This is a genomic window from Burkholderia sp. Ac-20353 (assembly GCF_017104785.1).
Lineage (GTDB): Bacteria > Pseudomonadota > Gammaproteobacteria > Burkholderiales > Burkholderiaceae > Burkholderia.
Genome location: NZ_JAAGPL010000069.1, coordinates 1 through 24920 on the forward strand (window position 1 = coordinate 1; position 24920 = coordinate 24920).

At 65.8% G+C, this 24920-nt stretch carries 6 protein-coding genes; all 6 read left to right on the forward strand.

Features of this window, described 5'->3' with window-relative positions; all coding sequences use genetic code 11:
- A partial coding sequence (locus G3N94_RS20450; protein WP_205794400.1) for a filamentous haemagglutinin family protein occupies positions 1-8855 on the forward strand: 8855 nt, incomplete at its 5' end.
- An 80-nt stretch (positions 8856-8935) separates the two neighbouring features.
- Complete coding sequence (locus G3N94_RS20455) at positions 8936-9406, forward strand: DUF3806 domain-containing protein (protein ID WP_205794401.1); 471 nt, start codon at positions 8936-8938, stop codon at positions 9404-9406.
- A gap of 156 nt (positions 9407-9562) precedes the next feature.
- Positions 9563-10300 (forward strand): TonB C-terminal domain-containing protein, encoded by a 738-nt coding sequence (locus tag G3N94_RS20460; protein WP_205794402.1) that lies wholly within the window; start codon positions 9563-9565, stop codon positions 10298-10300.
- A gap of 17 nt (positions 10301-10317) precedes the next feature.
- A complete protein-coding gene (locus G3N94_RS20465; protein ID WP_241021973.1) occupies positions 10318-10854 on the forward strand; it encodes an RNA polymerase sigma factor in 537 nt (178 codons plus the stop codon).
- 11 nt (positions 10855-10865) lie between these two features.
- Positions 10866-11873 carry a DUF4880 domain-containing protein gene (locus tag G3N94_RS20470; RefSeq protein ID WP_205794404.1) on the forward strand — a complete coding sequence of 336 codons (1008 nt, stop codon included), beginning with the start codon at positions 10866-10868 and terminating at the stop codon, positions 11871-11873.
- A gap of 377 nt (positions 11874-12250) precedes the next feature.
- Complete coding sequence (locus tag G3N94_RS20475; RefSeq protein WP_205794411.1) at positions 12251-24913, forward strand: filamentous haemagglutinin family protein; 12663 nt, start codon at positions 12251-12253, stop codon at positions 24911-24913.
- Positions 24914-24920: the final 7 nt, after the last annotated feature.

Genomic DNA, 24920 nt, shown 5'->3' on the forward strand with positions numbered 1-24920 from the left:
TCGTCGCACAGGCCGGTTCGAAGATCGATGTGTCGGGCGCGTCGGCGAACTTCGACCAGTTGCAGGCGAACGGCATCTATGCGTCACAGCCGGTGTGGAGCGATGCCGGGTCGATCACGCTGTCGGCAGCGTATGGCCTCTTCGCGGACGCGACGTTGGCCGGCCATGGCGGTGCGTCGCAGGCGCGCGGCGGCACGCTGACGATCCTGCCGCATAAGATCAGCAGTTCGACCGGCGCGACCGTGCTCGTCGTGCAGCAAAGCGGCACGCTGGTGCCCGCGGGGCTGGCGCCGGGCGAGGATTTTCCGACGCCGGTCGATCCGGCCACCGGGCTGCCGAGCGGTCAGCGGACCGGCGTGATCCAGTTCGCCGCCGATCGCCTGAACGGCTCGGGAATTTCGAACCTCGTGCTGGGCGACAGCACCGCGCTGACACCCGTACCGGTCGCCTTTGCCGGCGACGTCAACGTGACGGTACCGAAGGCGATCCAGATCTACACCAATCAGATCGTGGCGCTCAACAGCGATCAGTTGGGCCAGTTGACGCACGGGGTGAAGGACGCGGCCGGCAATTACTCGATTCCCACGCTCGGTTCGCTGCTGAACAGCGAGCTGACGTCGTCAACGCCCACGACGATCGGCTCGACTGTGACCCTCGACGCACCGTATGTGTCGATTGTCGGCCCGACGCTGATCAACCCGGCCGTGCTGGGTACGATTGCCGCTACTTCCGACGCGACACTGAACGTGCACGCGTCGTTCATCGACCTCGCGAACCAGTTCCAGCTGAACAACTTCGGGCACGCGAATTTCACGAGCCGCGGCGATATTCGCCTGAGCTCGACGAGTTCCGTCAACAGCGCCCTCCAGTCGGGCGATCTGTACACGCCGGGCAACCTGACGTTCAAGGCGGCGGACCTGTACCCGTCGACCGGCAGCACGTTCATTCTCGATGCGGTGGGGCCGGTCGACAGTACGACGAACAAACCGGTACCGACAACGATCACGTTCGAATCGAACGGCGCGTCGGGGGTGCCGCTGTCGGCGGGCGGCACGCTGTTGGTGGATGCGACGAACATCGTGCAGGGCGGCACGGTGCGCGCGCCGTCGGGCACGCTCGTGTTCGGCGTGGGCGACCCGACGAACGCTGCGACGCTGGCGCAGTTCAACAACCTGCCGCTCGTCGCGACCGATACGGTGCAGTTCGCGAACGGCAGCGTGACGTCGGTTTCGAACGGTGGCGCGATCATTCCGTACGGTACGACCGTCGACGGCGTCGAGTGGCAGTTCAATCCGGTGGCCGGCGCCGCGCAGCCCGACCTGAGCGCACCGCCGTCGAAGTTCATTGGTGTGAATGGCAGCAACGTGGCGCTCGCCAAGGGCGCGACGATCGACCTGTCCGGTGGCGGCAACCTGCGGGCGATCGAATGGGTGCCGGGCACCGGTGGTACGCGGGACGTGCTGTCGCAGTACAACATCAGCTACGCGAGCGGCAAGGGCGCGACGGCCGTGCCGATCAACGTGGGCGCGGGGAACGTCTACGCGATCGTGCCGGGCGCGCAGTCGCCGGTCGCCGCGTACGACCCGGTGTTTGCGCAGACGGTCCAGCCGGCGGTCAACGATAACGGCACGGCGACGACCGCGGCCGTGACGCTGGGTGTCGGCCAGGCGGGCCTGAACGACGCGATCGGCAAGGCCGTGTACCTGTCCGGCGTGCCGGGGCTGGCGGCCGGCTACTACACGCTGCTGCCGGGCAAGTATGCGACGCTGCCGGGCGCGTACCGCGTGACCGTGTCGGCCACGACCGGTAACGTCGCACCGGGCGCGAGCAAGGTGTTGCCGGACGGCACGGTGGTGACGGCAGGGTACTTTGCCGATGTGCTGACCGGTGGCCGCAGCGCAACGCCGACGCTGTTCAACGTGCAGTCGGGGCCGGTGTGGCAGCAGTACTCGCAATACACGATGAAGGACGCCAACAGCTTCTTCACGGCGCTGGCCGCGAAGAACGGCAATGTAACCCCGCCGTTGCCGAGGGACGGTGGTCAACTGGTGCTGGCCGCGACGAAGGCGCTTGCGCTCGGCGCGACGCTGAATACGGCCGCTGCCGCAGGTGGTGCGCCGGCGGAGGTCGATATTGCGTCGCAGGACATCCAGATCACCGGCAATGGCGCACCGGCGCTGGCCGGCTATCTGCAGATCAGCGGAGATGCGCTCGATTCGCTGAACGCGGGCAGCCTGCTGATCGGCGGCACGCGCGCGGCAACGACGAACGGCGTGACGATCACGCCGATTGCGAACAGCGTGGTGGTGTCGAATGATGGCAACACGTCGCTGAAGGGACCGGAAATCCTGCTGGTCACGAAGACCGATGCGAGCGGCACCGATCCGAATGCAGCGAACGGGCTGCGCGTCGATGCCGGTGCATCGATTGCGGCAACGGGCGATTACCCGGCCGCACAGGACCAGCCGCTCACGATTGCGGGCGATGGCGCGCTGCTGCGCGTGTCGAACGGCGCGATGGCGCCGCTCAAGCGGACGGGCGGCATGGGTACAGGACTGCTGACGGTTGGTGCGGGCGCCACGCTCACGGGCGGTCAGGCACTGACGCTGGATTCGTCTGGAAACCTGAAGGTTGATCCGACTGCGGTGCTGTCGGCGAAGGCGATCACGGCGGACGGCTCGGCGATCACGTTCACGAACGCAAACGGTGCAGCTGCGGCAAACCTGCCGGGCTTCGTGATCGATCCGGCGGGCTTGGCTCAGTTCGCGAATGCGCAACAGGTGACGCTGCGCAGCTATGGCGCAATCGGCTTCATCGGCGACGTGAACGCGACGTTCGGCAACAGCGTCGATCTGAGCGCGGGCACATTCACGAGCGACGGCGGGCATGTGACGCTGAACGCGCCGCAGATCGCGTTCACGAACGAGACGGGGGCGTCGAACGCAACGGCTGTGCCGGGCAACGGCACGTTGACCGTGAACGCGAAGGAAATCGACTTCGGCGCGGGCACGAAGACGGTGAGCGGATTCGGGAGCGTGTCGATGACCGCGACGAGCGGGATCGTCGGTCAGAACACGGGCACATTCGATTTCGGTGTGCTGCCGGTGACGCTAAATGCGCCCGTGTATCTGGCCGACACGAGTTCGGCATCGACCGTGAAGACGACCGGTGCGCTGATGCTGAACGGTGCGGCAGGTACTGCGCTGACGAAGAAGCCAGTGGGTGGCGCATTCAGCTTCGTCGGCGGCACGATCGCCGACAACGGCGCGACGATCACGGCGCCGGCGGGCAACGTGAGACTGGAAGCGACGAGCGGAAACCTGACGATCGGCAGCGGCTCGACCGTGAGTTCGGCCGGCGTATCGAAGCAGTTCTTCGATGTGACGAAATACGCGCCGGGCGGCGCGATCACGCTGACGGCCGACAAAGGCACGGTGGACGTGCAATCGGGCTCGACACTCGACTTCTCGGGCGCGAACGGCGGCGGCGCGGCGGGCAGCCTCACGCTGTCGGCGCCGCAACAGGTGGTAAACCTGAACGGCACGATCAAGGGCGGTGCGGCGAACGGCTACACGGGTGGCTCGCTGTCGCTCGAAACGGCCGGCGCGGTGGATCTCGATGGCCTCGCGAAGACGCTCGCATCGAGCGGCGTGAACCAGTCGATCACGGTCCACACGAAGACGGGCAACCTGACGCTGTCGGCAGGCAATGCACTGACCGCACGCACGGTATCGCTGACGGCGGACGGCGGCGCGGGCAACGCGTCGGATACCGCGAACGGCAACGTGAACGTGCTCGGCACGATCGACGCATCGGGCAACGCGGGAGGCGAGATCGACCTGTACGGCAGGAGCGGGGTGGATATCGAAGGCACGCTGCTTGCGCGCGGCTCGGATCCGACCCAGCGGGGTGGCAAGGTGAACGTCGGCACGAGCGCGGTGTTCGATCCGACGATCGTCGATCCGGCGACACACCAATCGATCGCGACCAACTCGACCTACGGCTACGAGAACATCGAGCAGGCCAACTCCGGCCGGATCGTGCTGGGCGCGAATGCGCTGATCGACGTATCGGGCGGCACCGCGGGCGGGCTGTCAGGCGGCACGGTGAATTTCCGCGCGCCGCTGCTGATGGACGGCTCGGTCAACGTCACATTGAATGCACCGTCGAAGCCGAAGTACGGGATCAAGGGTGCACGCGCGACGACACTCGAAGCGTACGCGGTGTGGAGCACGACCGACGCGAGCACCGGCGCGAAGCACTTCGACGGCATCATCGATCCGGCCGGCTGGTACGACAGCAACGGGCACCTGCTGGCCGGCACGTTTACCGCACAAGGCACCAATCCGCCGACCTTCACCTTCACGCCGAATGCAAACGGCGATGGTGGCGGCACGCTGACGAACAACGCGACCGGCGCGCAGGCGAAGCTGACCGGCAGTCAGGCCGATCTCGCGTCGCTGCACAGCGGTATCGCGGCGATCGGTTTCACGGGAATGGACAGCACGTATTTCGTGCCGACCAATCCAAACACCGATCACCAGACGTATTACGGCGGGCAGATCGTGAAGGCCAGCAACGGCACGCTGTCGATGGTGCCCGGCACGTTGATGGACTTCGTCCAGAACGGTCTCGGCGCCAATGGGCCGAAGCTGCAGGGATCGACGGCGAACATCGCGAATTTCCGGGTGGCGCCCGGTATCGAACTCGACAATCCGAGCACGGCGATCAACGGCGGCAACATCTCGATCCTGTCCAACTGGAATCTGGGCACCGGGTTGCCGAACGACAACGGAACGATCGTGCCCGTCTATCGCTACCAGCACACGATCGCACCGATGCTGACGTTCCGGGCTGCGAACAATTTCGATGCGCAGGCCAGCATCACCGACGGGTTCTTCCAGAGCCAGGTGGCGACGATCCTCGGGGCGGCGGGGAATGCGTCAGCCACCGGCACCTATACGGATGCCGCATCGCTGTACGACAGCCTGATGTCGCTCGACGATCCGGCATCGATCACGGTGCAGTTCACCGACGGGACGAGTCAATCGCTGACTTCAATCAGCAGCGACGCGACGAACCCGCTCCATGATCCGAATGTCGCGCTGAGCGCACCGCTCAAGAATCAGTCGGCCGACTACTACTCCGACTATCTGCAGTATGCGAATTCGTGGGGGACGTATTACGGAGACTGGGCGAGCGGACGCTACGCGCTCCACGTCATGCCTTGGTCCCCGTTGCATGTCGCGGCTCCCGAGCTTTCGCACTATTCGTCCTATCAGGATTATCTGGCGGCATACAACGGGCCGGGCAGCTGGTTGTGGGGATATACCCTTGCGACCATCACCGGGATAGTCCGAGACGGGGTGGTCCTTTTCCCCAAGTTCGGCACACCGACGCCGCCGGTTTTATCGTCGAGTCCTGGCGATTACGGACAATACATCTCCGTCTATAACGCCTATCTGAATCGGGTATCCCTCTTAAAATCCACTTTACCGCTCTCGCATCCGAGGTACGCGTACAGCTTCTTCTACGCGCCGACCGCACCGTTGTCGATCCCCTATACGGGGATCAATATCGGCACCTTGCCCGGCAATGTGCCAGCGAACGTCGCGACGGCCGACAACCCGCTGCCGATCAGTTTCGCGGCGCTGCTGGGCGGCCAGAGTTCGTCGTACCGGATCGTTTCCGGCGCCGACGTCGCGAGCGCCAACCCGCTCGCGGTGCAGCCGATCGCCGCGTTCGGTGCCGCCAGCGCATCGGGCGGCAACGTGACGCTGAGCCAGCATACGGCCTACGTCGATTCGAACGGGCTCACGCTGCTGCAGCCGACGACGATTCGCACCGGTACGGGGTCGATCGACATTGCCGCGGGCAGCGCTTTCACGCTCGCGGATACCACCGCGCCCGGCGTGGTGTATACGGCGGGGGCGCCAGCAAACGGTTCGCCCGGGCTGGGTCTTGTGTCGACGCTCGCGAGCGGTCGCGCCGGGTTCATGATGGCCGACATTCTGGTCACGCCAGCCGTGAATCCGGATTCGGCCGGTGACATCACGATTCACGCGCAAGGAGACATCAATGGCGTCCAGAGCGTGACCGATACGACGGGCGTGGTAACGGGCGCGGCCGGCAACAGCATCAGCCAGTATTGGTGGCAGTGGATGCAGATCTCGCCGGGCCAGACCACTACCAATGGTGCAATCACTGATCTGCTGACCCGCTCGTCGATCGACTTCGGCGCATTCGACCAGGGCGTGATGAGCGTCGGCGGCAACGTGTCGATCAGCGCGGGCGGCAACATCTCGGACCTGGCCGTGTCCTTGCCGACCACGTGGTACCTGGATGGAAACAACAAGCCCGTCACTGTCGGCGGCGGCAACCTGACCGTGCGGGCCGGCGGCGATATCCTGAGCGGCGACTATTTCGTCGCGAAGGGGGCAGGAACGATCGCGGCAGGCGGGCGCATCGGGTCGGATATCTCGGTGGCCTCCCGAGCCTTGGGCAACCGGCCGATTGCCGTATCGACGATGCTTGCTGCGCAGGACGGCGTATTCGACGTGACTGCTCGGCAAGGGGTCGATATCGGGGAAGTGCTCGATCCGTCGTATTCAACGAGTTTCACGCTGCCTGCGGGGCAACCGGCGAACACGATCCTCCTCGATTACTATTCGCGATACGCCGACAGCCAGGGCTATTCGTCGACTTCGTCGGTAAACGTGCTGTCCACGACCGGCGATGTCCGGCTCGGTACGCTCGGCAACCTGTTGACCGGCGTGAATGGGGTACTGCCCGCCAGTGTGAATCTGACGGCATTCAGTGGCGGCATCGACGTCGAATCGGGCGGCACGCTGTATCCGTCTGCGGTCGGGCAGTTGAACCTGATTGCCGATCAGTCGGTGCATCTGTCCAACGTCGCGGCGTCTGTCGTTGGGTCGGGCCTGTCCGCCAAGCTGGGCATGTCCGATGCCGATCCTTCGATGATGCCGTCGCCGACGAACCCGCAAGCAACGGTTCCGTCGTTGACGGACACGACGCTCGGCGCCCATGCGCTCGAGGCCTTGCACAGCGACGACACGACGCCTGCGCGGATCTACAGCCTGAACGGAAGCATCGTCAACGGTACGCTCAATGCGTTCGGCGGCGACGACGGTCTCTACCGGAATCTCGTCACGCTGTCGATCGACAAGCCGGCGCTCGTGCAGGCCGGGCAGGACATCGTGAACCTGGCGTTCCTGGGCCAGAACCTGCGCAGTTCCGACGTGACCCGTATCGTGGCCGGCCGCGACATCTACGACACGCCGCTCCTGTTTAATGCCGGCGCCGTGCCGGTGCTGGCACTCGGCGGGCCGGGCTGGTTCGATGTGCAGGCCGGGCGCAATATCGGTCCGCTGACGAACCGGATCGAACTGTACAACTCGAAATTCGACACCGGTTCGGTCACCCAGGTATTCACCGGCATCGATGCGGTCGGCAATGCGAACAATCCGAACCTGCCCCATGAAAGCGCGAACGTCAACGTGCTGTTCGGCGTCGGGCCCGGCGTCGATCTGTCGGGGTTCATCTCCACCTATATCGCGTCGGGCAGCGCGGTCGCGGGCGTGCCGAGCGCGACGCCGGAGCTGGTCGCGTTCATGAAGGACTACGACGCGGGGCAGATCGTCGACACCGGGTTGGCAAAGGACAAGCAGGACGCGCAGACGAAGGTGGACAAGATGACGGCCGACGATGCGTGGAAGCAGTTCCAGGCGTTGCCGACTTACGTGCAGCAGTTCTTTGCGGAGAAGGTGCTGTTCAACGTGCTGACCCAGGTCGGGGAGGACTACAACAATTCGGCGAGCCCGTATTACCAGAAGTACGCACGCGGCTACGAAGCGCTGAACACGCTGTTCCCCGCATCACTCGGCTACACGGCGAACAACCTCGGTGGCGGCAGCAACGGTGCGAACAAGCAGATGAGCACCGGCAACCTCGACATGCGCAGCACGACGATCCAGACGCAGCAAGGCGGCAACATCTCGATCCTCGGGCCGGGCGGGCAGGCGCTGGTGGGCAGCACGTCGGCGCCGCCGCAAATCGTCGACGGCCAAGGGAACGTCATCGCCGGCCCGGGCACGATGGGCATCCTGACGTTCGAGAAGGGCGACGTGAACATCTTCACCGACCAGAGCCTGCTGCTCGCGCAAAGCCGCGTGTTCACCGAGCAGGGCGGCGACATGACGATCTGGAGTTCGAACGGCGACATCAACGCGGGCAAGGGTTCGAAGTCGTCGGCCGACACGCCCGCGCCGCAGTATGTGTGCGATGCGAACCACTACTGCACGGTCGACGCGCGCGGCGAGGTGACGGGTGCGGGCATCGCGACGCTGCAGTCGGTGCCGGGCGTGCTGCCGGGCACGGTGAACCTGATCGCGCCGCGCGGCACGGTGGATGCGGGCGACGCGGGGATTCGCGCGGGCAACCTGAACGTCGCGGCGCTGCGCGTGGCGAACGCGGACAACATCCAGGTGACCGGCAAGGCGACTGGCATTCCGATGGTGCAGGCGGTGAATACGGGGGCGCTGACCGCGGCGAGTTCCGCGGCATCGGCAGCGAGCCAGATGGCGCAGGACATCGCAAGGAACAACGCGTCTGGCGGCAGCCAGCGGCGCTGGACGATCTCGGTGCAGGTCGAGGGCTTCGGGGAGCAGGGCGGCGACGACAAGCGGCGAGGCCGCGGCACGCAGCAGCTCGGCTACGACGCTTCCAGTGCGGTTGCCGTCCTCGGGGTGGGTGCAGTGGGCGACGCACAGCGCACGTTCCTGAATCCGGGCGAGCAGGCGAAGCTGGGCAGAACGATCAAGGTCGGCAGGCTCTGATGCGGGTTTGCGTCGCCGGATCCGTCTTGTGCGTATGGCGGCATTTCCGCGCGTGCGAAGAGAGCGAAGAGAGGTGAACGATGCGCAAGACCCTGGAAACGATCACCCCGCTCACGGACGCGGATCTGGCGGTATTCGACAGGATGAGGCGGTGGCTGCTCGCGCCGCTCGATGACGGCCACGAATTCCTGTACGACAGCATCAGGGGAAAGCTGCTGATCGTCCAGGCGGTCCTGCAGGCCAAACGCTTCGGTCCGCACAACGTACTCGAGCTGCAGGCGCTCGGCGTTGCGTTCGGCGATGCGCTCGCGCAGCAGCTGGATCTCACCTGGATGATTTCCGACAGCATCCAGTTCGGAAGGCGACCGGTACTCAACCTGCCGGGTACCAGCCTCGCGATCGGCGCCTTTACGGCGATCCAGAAACGCGTCGTGCAAGGCGAGCCGGTCGACGTGCGTGCGCTGTTCGACGCATTCTGCGATTCGACGGAGCGGCTGATCCGGCCCAGGCGATCGCTTTGGGGGCGCCTGTTCGGGGAGCGGCTCGCCTGATTGAAACGGCTTTGGCGAACGCAACCGGTGGGCGCAGCGGCATCCAGGCGACGGAGAATCCTGACTTGTCGCTGACACATCCCGTTTCTACGATACGGCGTCCATGCCGCGCTTCGACGCTTGCGAAGCGCCGTACTTTCTTACCGGTTTCCGAACATGACAGGCTCCCGGGCGTCGGCCGGTGCTCTGGCGCTCACCACGTGTGTCGTACTGTGGGGCGCCGTGACGATTCAACGTGCGCACGCGCAGGATGCCGGTGGCGCACCCTCCCGATCTGTCGCGACGCTTCATTTCGATCTGCCGGCGCAATCGCTCGGTTCCGCGCTGGAAACATACAGCCGCGTCACGAAGACGTCCGTTCTCGTGGACAACGAATTGCTCGCACGCCGGGTCAGCAAGCCGGTAACGGGCGAATTTTCCAGATCCGACGCGTTGAGACGGCTCCTTGACGGCACAGGCCTGAGCATGAACTTCACCAGCGAGAATGCGGCAGTGATCGTCGGAGCGCCCGCGGCGGTGGAGCCCGCGACGACATCCACTTCATCGGGCGGCTCCGCCGTCGAGTCGATTGACGGCATCAATGGCAACGTGGGCTACGCGATCATGGTGCAGGCGCGCCTGACGGAGGCGCTGTGCGCGTCGCCGGAAACCCGGCCCGGCAACTATCGGCTCGTCGTGCAGATGCGTATCGACGACTCGGGTGCGGTGAGCGCGTCGAAGCTGGTGGGTTCGACCGGCGAGCCGGCGCGGGATGCCGCGATCGGGCGCGCGGTCCGCAGCCTGGTGCTGGATTCGGGGCCGCCGACGGGCTTGCCGCAACCGGTGACGATCCTGCTGCGTCCCATTGGCGGTGCTGTCGTGTCCCATTGCTCGCTGTCCGGCGAACGGGGGTGACGGCGGTGTCGGAACAGATGCGCAGCCTGCTGATGAACCTGCTCGTTTCGCGTTATGCGACGCTCCGCAAACGGCTCGAATTCTTTCTCGGATCGCGAGACAAGGCGGCCGACGCGCTGCAGGAAACGTGGGTCCGCCTGGAGACGCTGCCCAAGGTCGGCACGGTGTCCAATGCGGATGCGTACCTGCTGCGCATGGCCGTCAACATCTCGGTCGACCAGCATCGCAAGGAGCATCGCGAAACGCCGCTCGAGGAAGCGCAGATCGACGCGCTGTTCGAAGCCGAGGACGAACTGGCGGACCCCGCGCGCATCCTGGAAGGCAGGCGGAAGGTCGACGCGCTGATCGAGATCGTGGAGGGGCTCACGCCGCGCCGCCAGGAGATCCTGCTCGCTGCCCGGGTCGACGGCCTGCTGAATACGGAGATCGCGCAGCGCATGGGGATTTCGCTGAGGCTGGTCGAGAAGGAACTGAGCGAAGCACTGAAGCATTGCAACCATCGCCTGTTGGGGATGTCCACCTCAGGGTCCACAAAGGGGCGGCGCAAATTTTGAAGACAGGCACGATGGGCAATCCGCAACCGTTTGATCAAGAGATCGAGGCGCAGGCGCGTGCGTGGCTCGTACGGATGCGTTCGGGCCATGCGACGGCCGAGGACGCGCAAGCGTTCCGGAGCTGGTGCGCAGCGCACCCCGAGCATGCGCGCATGGCCAGCGCGATCGGCGATACGTGGAACGCATTGCAGGCCGCCGGCGCGGAGGTGCGGGCAAGACGAGCGGCGGCGTCCGGGGCCACGCGTGCTTCGTCGCGCGCCACCGTGCGTGGCGGACGGCGCGCGTTCGTCGGTTTTGCGGTGGCGGCGGGCGCATCGTGGCTGGCCTTGCGGCCGCCACTGGGGATGTGGCCGGCGTTGGGCGACCTGATGGCCGATTACCACACCGGCACGGGCGAACAGCGCGAGGTAGTGCTCGAGAATCGCGTGATCGTTCAGATGAACACGCAAACGCGGATCAATCTCGTGTCGGACCGGATCGACGGCCACGCGCAACGCAGCGTCAGGCTGCTCAGCGGAGAGGCGGAGATCATTGCCGAAGGGGCAGACGCCGCGCGCGCTTCGCGTTCGGCCTCAGTCACGGTCCTGGCCGGCCCCGCACGGTTGCGCGCGGCCGTCGCGCGTTTCGACGTCCGGCATACGGGAGAGGAAGTCTGCGTCACCTGCATCGCGGGTACGGTCAGCGTCGAGCATCCGCGTCGGTCGGTAACGTTGTCCGAGGGACAGCAGCTGACCTATGGCGATCGCGCGCTGCATCTCGACACGCGGGTGGATACCAGCACCGTGACCGCGTGGCGCCAGCGGATGCTCGTGTTCAGGGCGGTGCCGCTCGCGCAGGTCGTCGACGAGATCAACCGCTATCGGCCCGGCAAGATCGTGTTGCGCAATGCGGATCTGGGCACGCGTCTGGTGCAGGCGTCGTTTTCCATCGACACGCTGAACGATGCGGGCGCGATGATCGCCCGGATTTCCGGTGCGCGTGTGACGAACCTGCCGGGGAATATCGTACTGCTCGGTTAGAGCTGGTTCGAGTTGGCCTCGGGAGGGGGCCAGCCGGGTGACCGCAATTTCGGCGTGCGGGATTCGGAGAGTTCTTCCGTCTTTGGTCATGACGCCCTCTCTTGCTCCGATTCGTTCCCGCGACAATGGCCCGGTACCGCCGCGATGGCAGGTACACGCGGCCTGTCACGTCAGTGACGTCTCATCGAAACTTCAATTCCGTCCATCCGCTTGCGTGATGCGCCGAGGCGCCGTCGGCAGCGATTCCGTTCGTCTTCGTTATCCAGCATCGGGAGAAGCGCATGAGCGCTCGTAATCTCGCATCGTCCAGCTTGACCCACAAACAGATCGGGCATGGCGTTCCACGACTGAGCCCCGTGTATCAGGCGATCGTGTTGATGATGGCGGTGGGCGTATCCGTGCACGCGCACGCGGCCGGCATCATGAATCTCGGGCAGGCGACGGCCCGTGCGTCGGGTGGCGGCGCGGGCGGCGTTGGTGGTGTGCCGGGCGTGCCGAACCTCGGCGTGTCGGCGCAGCAGGCGCTGCAGGCGAGCCAGCCGTCGATCCGCAACCTCGGGCATGCGGCGCAGGCGGTTGCCGCGCAGATCGCCGCGCAGCAGAGTGCGGCGGCTGCGGTCGCCGGGTTGCCGTCGACGGTGCCGAACGGGCTCGTGCCGGGCGGGTTGCAAGTGGCGCCGGGCATCACCTTCGTAACGAACGACAAAGGCGACCGGGTCAGCCAGAACACCGACGCGACCAATCCGCTGCTGTGGGTCAACGCAAACGAGCCGCAGCAGACGATCGACAGCAGCGGCCACGTGAACGTCGACGTGAAGCAGACCGGGCAGAACGCGGTGCTGACATGGGAGACGATGAACGTCGGCCGGCAGACGACGCTGAATTTCGATCAGTCGGCGGGCAAGCAGACGAACGGCGCGAACAACTGGGCAGTGCTGAACCGGATCAACGATCCGAGCGGTCGGCCGAGCCAGATTCTCGGCAGCGTCAACGCGCAGGGCGCGGTGTATGTGATCAACCGCAACGGCGTGCTGTTCGGCGCGGGTTCGCAGGTGAACGTGCATTCGCTGGTTGCATCGTCGCTGAACCTGCTCGACATGAAGAACCAGCCGATGCCGACGCCCGACGGGATCGCCGCGAGCAACCAGCAGTTCCTGAGCCTGCCGGTCGGCACGACGGGCGGGCTCGCGTATCCGGAGTCGGGCAGTTCGTCCGGGGTGCAGGGGGATGCCGGGGTACCGAACGAAGTGCTGGGCCTCGGCAACCGGGCGAACATTGTTGGCGCGTACCAGGCGCCGGGCGACATCACGATCGAGCCGGGCGCATCGATCACGACGCACACCAACGGCACGGTCAGCGACGGCGGCTTCGTGCTGGTTGCGGCGCCGAACGTGACGAACGGCGGCAGCATCACGGCGACGGCAGGACAGGTCGTGCTCGCGGCGGGCGTGGGTGTCAGTCTCAGGCCCAACGCGTTCGGCGCGAACAATCCGCAGATATTGCTGCCGGAGTTGAGCGGAAAGATCCTCACGACGGATCCGCAAAGCGGTGCATCAATCGACATCACGCCGACCGGCACGTTGACCAATACGGGCATCGTGCAGGCCGCGCGCGGCAACGTGAACCTGCTGGGCAGCCGCGTCGCGCAGAACGGCGTCGTGGGGGTGACGACGAGCGTGAACACGCCGGGCACGATCACGATCTCGACCGTCGACGAGTACGACTCGAACGATCCATTGGGTAACGGGTATCCGGGACAAGGGCGGGCGACGGGTGGGGTCGGCGGTGCGGACGGCGCACACAGGTCAGGTTTGCTAAGTTTCGGGCCGGAGTCGGTGACGACGGTGCTGCCGGACGACAACGGACAGACGGCGACATCGACGCCGGGGACGGTGTTCACGCCGGGCAGCATCGCGATGACGTCGGGCGCGGTGTGGTTCCAGGGCGGTTCGCTGGTCGAGGCGCCGGGTTCGCGCGTGACGGTGGCCGCGTTGTCACCGGCGATCACGAGCTATAGCGCCGACGTCAAGCAGAATGCGGCGCCGGGCCGGATCTATCTGGACAACGGCGCGACGATCGACGTGTCGGGTCTCGCGAACGTGCAGGCGTCGATTTCGCAGACGCTCGTCACGATCGGCCGGATCGGCCAGAACGAACTGGCCGATTCACCGCTGCTGCGCGACGGCTTCCTGTTTGGCTTGAAGGGCGTGGTGGTCGACAGCACGCTGACGGGCACGCGCAGCGACGGCGTGCAGTGGGTCGGCAGTCCGGTTCTGAACCTGTCGGGGTATGTGAACCTGATTCCGCGCACGGTCGACCAGCTGATGACGAACGGCGGCACGATCATCCTGTCGGGCAACGAGGTGATGACGGCCGCCGGTTCGTCGATGAACCTGAACGGCGGCTACGTGCATTACGACGGCGGGATGGTCAACACGACACGGCTCGTCGATGCGAACGGCGCGATCGTGCCGATCGGGCAGGCGAATCCGTACGACACTTACGTCGGCATTGCCGGCGAGTTCACCGAATCGCATCCGCGCTGGGGCGTGACGAAGTCGTGGTACAACCCGCTGCAAACGGGGGGCGTGTACCAGGGCGACTACATCGTCGGCGGCAACGCAGGCACGCTCGATCTCTTCGCGACCTCGGCGCTGGTGCTCGACGGCGATATCCGCGCGCAGGCATTCGGCGGATCGAAGCAGATGCAGGGCAACAGTCTGCCGTCGGGTGGCACGTTCAACCTCGGCGTCGATCCGAAGCTCGGCAGCGGGGCGCTGAACAGTCCGACATTCAACGGAAACGGGACCGACTCCGCGCCGTCCGGCGTCCTGGGGCTCACGATCCTGCAGGACCAGGCGCCGCAACTGGACGAACTGGCGTCGGGCTTTTCGATCGCTACGCCGCTCGACAAGAACGCGATGCAACAGCTTGCGAGCACCGATCCGCGCAATGTGCTGACGACGATGGTCGTGCCGGTCGCAACGCTCAACAACGGCGGCTTCGCGAACCTGAGCGTGACGCAGGACAAGACCGGCGGCAAAGGCATCGTGGTCGCGCAAGGTACGGCGCTGAACCTGCAGCCGGGCGGTTCCATTACGTTCAACAGTGCGTCGGGCGGCACGGACGTCAACGTCGCGGGGCAGTTGTCCGCGCCGTCGGGCACGATTTCGATCGCGAGCGGCGGGAACGTCGTGGTGGGGCCGCAAGGCGTGATCAGCGCCGCCGGCCAATGGGTGAACAACGACGTGCGGGTGCTGCCGGGCACGACGCCCGGCAACAGCCAGTTCATCAACGGTGGCAGCATCACGCTGTCGGCGAGCGAGGGCTCGATCGGCAGGAATGGCGTCGTCACCGATACGACCGGCTCGATCGTGCTGCAGCCGGGCAGCGTGCTGGACGTGTCGGGCGGCGGCGAGGTGCTCGCTAACGGCCAGTTGCTGATGCAGAACGGCGTGCCGATGGGGCGGGCCGGCAATGTGTCGCTGAGCACGTACACGGCGGCGTCGGGCATGCAATATGGGCACCCTGGCAGTTACAGCATTGACTTGCCCACCGCGCAGCCGACGGCCGGCATGCTCGCGCTGGGTGGCACGATCCTGAGCGAAGGCTTCTCCGGCGGCGGCACGTTGTCGCTGCAGGCGCTCGGCTTCCGGATCGGTGGCGATCCGTCGGCCGCGTCGCCGTGGGACGTGGTTTTGCCCGCGAGCTTCTTCTCGCAGCACGGCTTCGGCAAGTACGTGCTGAACGCGTACTACGACACGACGGTGGCGCCCGGCACGTCGATCGTGCTGACGCAGCAGAACCGCCTCCCGGACGTGCTGGCGCTGCAGCAGACGGGCACGGGCACGAACCTGTCGACGGCGGGCCTGACGACGAGCGGCCAGCTCGACGCATATCACCGGCAGGCGACGAGCCTCGTGCTGACGGGCGGCAACTACGTGTCGTGGGTCGGGCCGTCCAACAAGGCGCCGTCGTATCCGGGCGTGACCGGCGCAGTCACGCTGTCGGCTGGCGCGTCGATCCAGGCGGATGCCGGTGCGAGCATTGGCTTCGGTTCTCCGACGCAGGTGACCGTGCTCGGTTCCGTCTACGCGCCCGGCGGTTCGATCACGCTGAGCGCGGACGGCGGGGGCACTTTTGCACCGACGGGGCAGCTCAACGTCGGCTTCACGAGCCCGAGTCAGTCGGTCTGGCTCGGCACGGGCGCGGCGCTCGACGTATCGGGTGTCGCATTGACCAATCCGCTCGCGGCGCCGGTCAGGATGGACGGTGCGACCGTCGTGCCGACCACCGGCAAGGTGTTGCCGGGCGGTTCGGTGACGCTGTCGAGCGATACGGGCTATGTCGTCGCGCAGGCCGGCTCGAAGATCGACGTGTCGGGTACGTCGGCGCACTTCGACCAGTTGCAGGCGAACGGCACGTACGCATCGCAACCGGTGTGGAGCGATGCGGGTGCGATCACGCTGTTGGCGGCGAACGGCCTGTTCGCGGATGCGACGCTCGCGGCGCATCCGGGCGCCGCACAGGCGCGCGGCGGCACGCTGACGATCCGGCCGAGCCAGAACGACGGTTCGACGGGCACGGCGCTCGTCGTGCGGCAGGACGGAATGCTCGTGCCCGCGGGCGTCGCGCCGGGGCAGAGCTTCGCGACGGCGATCGATCCGACAACCGGCTTGCCGATCGGGCAGACGAGCGGTGTCATCCAGTTTGCGGCCGACCGGCTGAACGGATCCGGTATCGCGAATCTCGTGCTCGGCAGCAGCATGCCACCCAATCTTTCCAACGTGCAGGCAACCCCGCTCCTGTTCGCGGGCGATGTCACGCTGTCGTTGCCGGAATCCGTGACGTTGAATGCCGGGCGCGTTGCGGCCATCGGCATGGGGCAATTGTCGTCACTGCTGTCGACGCCTGCGCGCAGGGCGGACGGGACGCTCGCGGCCGCCGTCGATGGCTTGCTCGCGAAGCCGCAGCCATCGCTCGGCTCAACGGTCGAGATCGATGCGCCGTATGTTGCGATCTCGGGGCCCGTCATCCGGTCGCAGTCGTCGGCGTTCAAGCCCGTCGCTGCGCTGTCCGATGCGACGCTGAACGTGAATGCATCGTTCATCGATCTGCAGAACCAGTTCCAGCTCAACAATTTCGGTCACGCGAATCTCACGAGCCGCGGCGACATCCGCCTGAGCTCGACGAACGCCAGCCAGTCCCTGGCGGTGGGCCTGGCGCCGGGAATGCTTTATACGCCAGGCGACCTGACGTTCAAGGCGGCGGATCTGTATCCGGCGACCGGCAGCACGTTCATCGTCGATGCGGTCGGGCCGGCCGATCCGGTTACTGGCACACCCGCACCGACGACGGTCACGTTCGCGTCGAACGGCGCGTCCGCCACGCCGTTGTCGGCGGGCGGCACGTTGCTGGTGGACGCGACGAACATCGTGCAGGGCGGCACGGTGCGCGCACCGTCGGGCACGCTCGTGTTCGGCGTCGGCGATCCGACGAACGCAGCGACGCTGGCGCAGTTCAACAGCTTGCCGCTGGTCGCGACCGATTCGGTGCAGTTCGCGAACGGCAGCGTGACGTCGGTTTCGAACGGCAGATCGATCATTCCTTATGGCACGACGATCGACGGTGTCGAGTGGCAGTTCAATCCGCTCGCGGGTACGGCGACGCCCGACCTGAGCGCACCGCCGGCGAAGTTCATTGGCGTGAACGGCAGCCGCGTCGCACTCGACCAGGGCGCGACGATCGATTTGTCGGGTGGCGGCAACCTGCGGGCGGCCGAGTGGGTGCCGGGCACGGGTGGCACGCGCGACGTGCTGTCGCAGTACAACATCAGCTACGCGAGCGGCAAGGGCGAGACGGCCGTGCCGATCAATGTGGGCGCGGGGAGCGTGTACGCGATCGTGCCGGGCGCGCAGTCGCCAGTCGCCGCGTACGATCCGGTGTTCGCGCAGATGGTCCAGCCGGCGGTCGCCGAGAACGGCACGGCGACGACCACGATCGCGACGCTCGGCGTCGGCCAGGCGGGTGTCAACGACGCGATCGGCAAGGCCGTCTACCTGTCCGGCGTGCCGGGCCTCGCAGCCGGCTACTACACGCTGTTGCCGGGCAAGTACGCGACGCTGCCGGGGGCCTATCGGGTGACGGTGTCGAGCGCGACGGGCAACGTCGCGCCGGGCGCGAGCCAGGTGCTGCCGGACGGCACGGTCGTGACGTCCGGGTACTTCGCCGACGCGATCACGGGCAGCCGCAGTGCGACGCCGACGCTGTTCAACGTGCAGTCAGGGCCGGTGTGGCAGCAGTCCTCGCAGTACACGCTGAAGGACGCCAACCGCTTCTTCACGGGGCTTGCCGCGAGCAAGGGGAACGTAACCCCGCCGTTGCCGATGGACGGTGGTCAACTGGTGCTGGCCGCGACGAAGGCGCTGGCGCTTGGCGCGACGCTGAACACGGCGGCCGCTACAGGTGGTGCACCGGCGGAAGTCGATATCGCGTCGCAGGACATCCAGATCACCGGCAATGGCGCGCCGGCGCTGGCCGGCTATCTGCAGATCAGTGGTGATGCGCTCGATTCGCTGAACGCAGGCAGTCTGCTGATCGGCGGCACGCGCGCGGCGACCACGAACGGTGTCACGATCACGCCGATCGCGAACAGCGTGGTGGTGTCGAACGACGGCAACACGTCGCTGAAGGGTCCGGAAATCCTGCTGGTCACGAAGACCGATGCGAGCGGCACGGATATCAATGCAGCGAACGGGCTGCGCGTCGATGCGGGCGCGTCGATTGCGGCAACGGGCGATTACCCGGCCGCACAGGACCAACCGATCACGATTGCGGGCGACGGCGCGCTGCTGCGCGTGTCGAACGGCGCGATGGCGCCGCTCAAGCGGACGGGCGGCACGGGTACAGGACTGCTGACGGTTGGCGCGGGTGCGACGCTCACGGGCGGGCAGGCGCTCACGCTCGATTCGTCCGGAAACCTGAAGATCGATCCGACTGCGCTGCTGTCGGCGAAGGCAATCACGGCGGATGGCTCGGCGATCACGTTCACGAGCGCGAATGGCGCGGCTGCGGCAAACCTGCCGGGCTTCGTGATCGATCCGGCGGGCTTGGCTCAGTTCGCGAACGCGCAACAGGTGACGCTGCGCAGCTATGGCGCAATCGGCTTCATCGGCGACGTGAACGCGATGTTCGGCAATAGCGTCGATCTGAGCGCGGGCACGTTCACGAGCGACGGCGGGCATGTGACGCTGAACGCGCCGCAGATCGCGTTCACGAACGAGACGGGGGCGTCGAACGCAACGGCTGTGCCGGGCAACGGCACGTTGACTGTGAACGCGAAGGAAATCGACTTCGGCACCGGCACGAAGACGGTGAGCGGATTCGGGAGCGTGTCGATGACCGCGACGAGTGGGATCGTCGGTCAGAACACGGGCACGTTCGACTTCGGCGCGCTGCCGGTGACACTCGCAGCGCCCGTGTATCTGGCCGACACGAGTTCGGCATCGACGGTGAAGACGACCGGCGCGCTGACGCTGAATGGCGCGACCGGCACCGCATTGACGAAGACGCCGGTGGGTGGCGCATTCAGCTTCGTCGGCGGCACGCTCGCCGACAACGGCGCGACGCTTGCCGCGCCGGCCGGCAACCTGAGCCTGGAAGCGACGAGCGGAAACCTGACGATCGGCAGCGGCTCGACGGTGAGCGCGGCCGGCGTATCGAAGCAGTTCTTCGATGTGACGAAATACGCGCCGGGCGGCGCGATCACGCTGACGGCCGACAAAGGCACGGTGGACGTGCAATCGGGCTCAACGCTCGACTTCTCGGGCGCGAACGGCGGCGGCGCCGCCGGCAGCCTCACGCTGTCGGCGCCGCAACAGGTGGTAAACCTGAACGGCACGATCAAGGGCGGTGCGGCGAACGGCTACACGGGTGGCGCGCTGTCGCTCGACACGGGCGGTGCCGCCAACCTGGACAGTCTGGCGACGACGCTCGCTTCGAGTGGCGTGAACAGTGCGATCACGGTTCATACCAAGGCGGGCAACCTGACGCTGTCGCCGGGCAATACGCTGACTGCGCATACGGTATCGTTGATCGCCGATGGCGGTACCGGCAAGCAGGTCGACACGACTGACGGCAATGTGACGATTCTCGGGACGATCAATGCGTCGGGCGTGGCGGGCGGCACGATCCGGCTCTACGGCAAGAGCGGTGTCGACGTCGAGGGGACGCTCAGCGCAATTGCGACGACGGACGGTGGCAAGACGATCAATCCGTGGCAGCGCGGGGGCAAGGTCGAAATCGGCACGAGTGCGGTGTTTGATCCAACGATCGTCGATCCGGTGACACACGAGTCGATCGCGATCAATCCGACCTACGGCTACGAGAATATCGAGCAAGCCAACGCGGGCCGGATCATGCTGGGCTCGCACGCACTGATCGACGTGTCGGGCGGCACCGCGGGCGGGCTGTCGGGCGGCACGGTGAATTTCCGTGCGTCGCTGCTGATGGACGGCTCGGTCAACGTCACATTGAATTCGCCGTCGGAGCCGAAGTACGGCATCAAGGGCTCGCGCGCGACGACACTCGAAGCATACGCGGTGTGGAGCACGACCGATGCGAGCACCGGCGCGAAGCACTTCGACGGCATCATCGATCCCGCCGGCTGGTATGACGGCGGCGGGCACCTGCTGGCCGGTACGTTCACGGCACAGAGCACGTCGAGCACACCGGCGACGTTCACGTTCACGCCGGACGGGACTGGTGGTGGAACCGTGAAAAACGACGTGACGGGTGCGACGGCGACGGTGACGCAGGCGCAACTGCGAAGCGGCGATGCCGCGATCGGCTTCGGCGGGTTGCAGAGCATGTTTTTCGCGCCAGTCTCCGGTGGCGCGAACGCGGATCACCAGACGTTCTACGGATACCAGGGCGGCGATGCGACGAAAGCGGTGCCCGGGACACTGATGGGCTTTGTGAAGCACGGACTCGATTCGATGCCGAATCCGTTCGACGGCTCGGGGATTGCGAATGCGCGCGTGGTGCCGGGCATCGAACTGGACAATCCGGGCACGGCGATCAACAGCGGCAACATCGACGTGCTGACGAACTGGAACCTCGGTGCGGGCGCGTCGCAGGCGGATCCGGCGTTCCGGTTCCACGGCCAGGCGCCGGTCGTGACGCTGCGAGCGGAGAGCAACATAGACGTCAAAGCGAGCCTGACGGACGGGTTCTTCCAGATCGACAATCCTGTCGGAAGCAGCATCGTTGCGCCGAAACCCGTGCCGTCTACCTACAACGCTGCGAACTACGCGTGGTCGACGCAGACATTCGGCCCTTTCGGGTATGTTCTGTCGAACTACGGCTATGTCGGCCTGACCAGCCCGTACAACTGGAAGTCGGGCAATAGCGACGAGATCGCCCAGTATTACGGGATGTATATGCAGTACACGCAGTACCTGATGTCGAAGCTTTCGAACGGTGCGTGGGCTTTCATGTTCGCGGACCTCCGTCACCAGAATGCGCCGGTCGCACCCGGGCAGCCGGTCCTGTCGCTGAATGCCCCCACCGTAGCCGAGGAACAAGTCGACGCGACATGGTATCCGCGGTATCTCGCGCAGTACCAGTCCTATGTCAAGGATGTGATCGCATGGCAGGCGAGCAATTCCAGCGTCATCGCGCATGTCGACCAGCTCCAGGCACCGCCCGCCGTCCTGGTTCAGCCCATTGCCGGCGATATTACGATCCGGCCGCCGCAGACCGACAATACGCCGGCGCCGGTAGCCGCGGCGGCAAATGCACTTCCGGTGCTCTCCGCGAGCCTCGTACGAGGCGACAGTTCGTCATACCGGGTCGTTGCCGGAGCCGACCTGACGAGCACGAACCCGCTCGGGGTGAAGCCGTCGTCCAGCAGTAGCGGCAGCGTGACCCTGGACGGTCATTTCGAGTACGACAACTCGACCAACCCGAACATCAGCAATCCGAATGGCAAGGCGGTGGTGGTCCCGACGATGATACGGACCGGTGCCGGATCCATCGATGTCGCCGCCGCCAACAACGTATCGCTGTTCGATCCGGCAAGCACCCAGGACCCTCAAGCGACGGTCATCCCCGGCGTCATCTATACGGCTGGCGTACCGTCGTCGAGTGCGCCGCCATCCGCGAGCGGAACGACGACAATCGTGCAGGGCGGTGCCGCGCCGTGGCCCAATATCTTTGTCACGTCGCCCGTCAATCCGGAGGCCGCCGGCGACATTTCGATCCGCGCGCAGGGCAATATCAGCGGTCTCGAAAACGTGATCGACACGAACGGCACGATCTCGGGGCAAATGGGGACGCCAATCGGCCAGTTCTGGTGGCAGTGGATGCAGATCACGGGGAAGCCCACCGCGATCGCTACTTCAAAGGGCCTCAAGCTAGTGCCGCTCAACCGTACCTCGATCGACTTCGGCGCATTCGACCAGGGCGTCATGAGCGTGGGCGGCAACGTGTCGGTCGACGCGGGCGGCAGCATCGTCGATCTGGCCGTCTCGCTGCCCACGACCTGGTACAAGGACAGCAACGACGTGCCGGTGACGGTCGGTGGTGGCAATCTGACTGTACGGGCGGGAGGCGACATCCTGAGTGGCGACTACTTCGTCGCGAAAGGAACGGGCGCGATCACGGCAGGCGGCCGCATCGGGTCCGATGTCTTTGTTCCTTCGTTGATCGTTGCGCAGCCGCCGACGCCTGTCTCGACCCTGCTCGCGACACAAGATGGCATCCTGAACGTCAGCGCCCGTCAGGGTGCTGACATCGGCGGTGTGTTCAATCCGTCCTACATGACGCGCGGTGCACTGTCCCTCAACTACCTCCAGTACGCAGACGCACAGGGATATACGGCAAATTCCGCAGTGAATGTCACGGCGACGACAGGCGACGTGGTACTGGGCTCGGTGTATCCGAAAGACGCGATTGGCGGGGGGTACACCAACACCAAGGACCTCGGCACCTTCGACTTGTCGTTCGTTCTTCCTGCAACGGTGAACGTGACAGCGCTTGCTGGCGGCATCACAGTCGAATCGAGTGGTGAGCTTTATCCGTCCGCGTCCGGCAACCTGAGTCTGATCGCGGATCAATCGATCGACTTTGCGGTCAAGGGGACGGCGAAGTCGCCAAACGGCGACCTGCCGATATTCGGCATGTTCGACATGGATCCATCGCTGATGCCATCGGCAGCGAATCCGCAAGCCGCATTTGCGCTGTCCAGCGAAACCACGCTGGGCGCGCATACCGCGGCGCTGCACGCCGACGATACGACGCCGGTGCGCATCTACAGCCTGAACGGTGACATCGTGAACGGAACCTTGCTGACGACCGGAAGCAGTGCAGGCTTCTACGACAGGCTCACCAAGCTGTCGTTCGACAAGCCGACGCTGATTCAGGCAGGGCGGGACATCGTCAACCTGGCGTTCCTGGGGCAGAACCTGCGCCAATCGGACGTCACGCGCATCGTGGCGGGGCGCGACGTCTACGATGCGTCATACGTCGGCCTGAGTGCGGTCGTGCCCGCACTGGTGCTCGGCGGCCCCGGCACGTTCGACATCGAGGCCGGCCGGAACATCGGCCCGTTGACCAACCAGCAGCTGGTGAAGGATTCCAGGACGCTTACCGGTATCGACGCAATCGGCAATGCGAACAACCCGTACCTGCCGCATGAAAGCGCGAACGTCAACGTGCTGTTCGGCGTGGGGCCCGGCGTCGATCTGTCGGGGTTCGTCTCCACCTATATCGCGCCGGGCAGCTCGGTCGCGGGCGTGCCGAGCGCGACGCCGGCGTTGGTCGCGTTCATGAAGGAATACGACGCGGGGCAGATCGTCGATACGGGGTTGGCGCAGGACAAGCAGGACGCGCTGGCGAAGTTTGACAAAATGACGGCCGACGATGCGTGGAAGCAGTTCCAGGCGTTGCCTTCGTACGTGCAGCAATTCTTTGCGGAAAAGGTGCTGTTCAATGTACTGACCCAGGTCGGCGAGGACTACAACAATGCCGCGAGCCCGTATTACGGGAAGTACGCGCGCGGTTACGAGGCGCTCAACACGATGTTCCCCGCATCGCTCGGCTATACGGCGAACAATCTCGGCGGCGGCAGCAACGGTGCGAACAAGCAGGTGAGCACCGGCAATCTCGACATGCGCAGCACGACGATCCAGACGCAGCAAGGCGGCAACATCTCGATCCTCGGGCCGGGCGGGCAACTGCTGGTGGGCAGCACGTCGGCGCCGCCGCAAATCGTCGACAGCCAGGGGAACGTCGCGGCGGGCCCGGGCACGATGGGTATCCTGACGCTGGAGAAAGGCGACGTGAACATCTTCACGGATCAGAGCCTGCTGCTCGCGCAAAGCCGCGTGTTCACCGAGCAGGGCGGCGACATGACGATCTGGAGTTCGAACGGCGACATCAACGCGGGCAAGGGCTCGAAGTCGTCGGCCGATACGCCCGCGCCGAAGTACGTGTGCGATGCGAACCACTATTGCACGGTCGACGCGCGCGGCGCGGTGACGGGCGCGGGCATCGCGACGCTGCAGTCGGTGCCGGGCGTGCCGCCGGGCACGGTGAACCTGATCGCGCCGCGCGGCACGGTGGATGCGGGTGATGCGGGGATCCGCGCAGGCAACCTGAACGTTGCGGCGCTGCGGGTGGCGAATGCGGACAACATTCAGGTGACGGGCAAGGCGACTGGCATTCCGATGGTGGCGGCGGTGAACACGGGGGCGTTGACCGCGGCGAGTTCGGCGGCATCGGCAGCGAGCCAGATGGCGCAGGACATTGCAAGGAACAACGCGTCGGGCGGCAGCCAGCGGCGCTGGACGATCTCGGTACAGGTGGAGGGTTTCGGCGACACCGGGGGCAATGACATCGAGAAACACAAGCGGCGTGCACCGCTGCCGCTCGCCTATCAGGCCACGAGCCCGGTCGATATCGTGGGGTTCGGGGCAATTGGCCAGAATCAGCGTTCGCATCTGACCGCCGCCGAGCAGAGCAAATTGGGAGGCATTTGAACGGGGA

What these genes read in the sequence shown, in the direction of transcription:
- G3N94_RS20455 (WP_205794401.1), top strand. Translation starts at nt 8,936, where the DNA reads ATGCGCAAGACCCTGGAAACGATCACCCCGCTCACGGACGCGGATCTG.
- G3N94_RS20470 (WP_205794404.1), top strand. Translation starts at nt 10,866, where the DNA reads ATGGGCAATCCGCAACCGTTTGATCAAGAGATCGAGGCGCAGGCGCGT.
- G3N94_RS20460 (WP_205794402.1), top strand. Translation starts at nt 9,563, where the DNA reads ATGACAGGCTCCCGGGCGTCGGCCGGTGCTCTGGCGCTCACCACGTGT.
- G3N94_RS20465 (WP_241021973.1), top strand. Translation starts at nt 10,318, where the DNA reads ATGCGCAGCCTGCTGATGAACCTGCTCGTTTCGCGTTATGCGACGCTC.
- G3N94_RS20475 (WP_205794411.1), top strand. Translation starts at nt 12,251, where the DNA reads ATGATGGCGGTGGGCGTATCCGTGCACGCGCACGCGGCCGGCATCATG.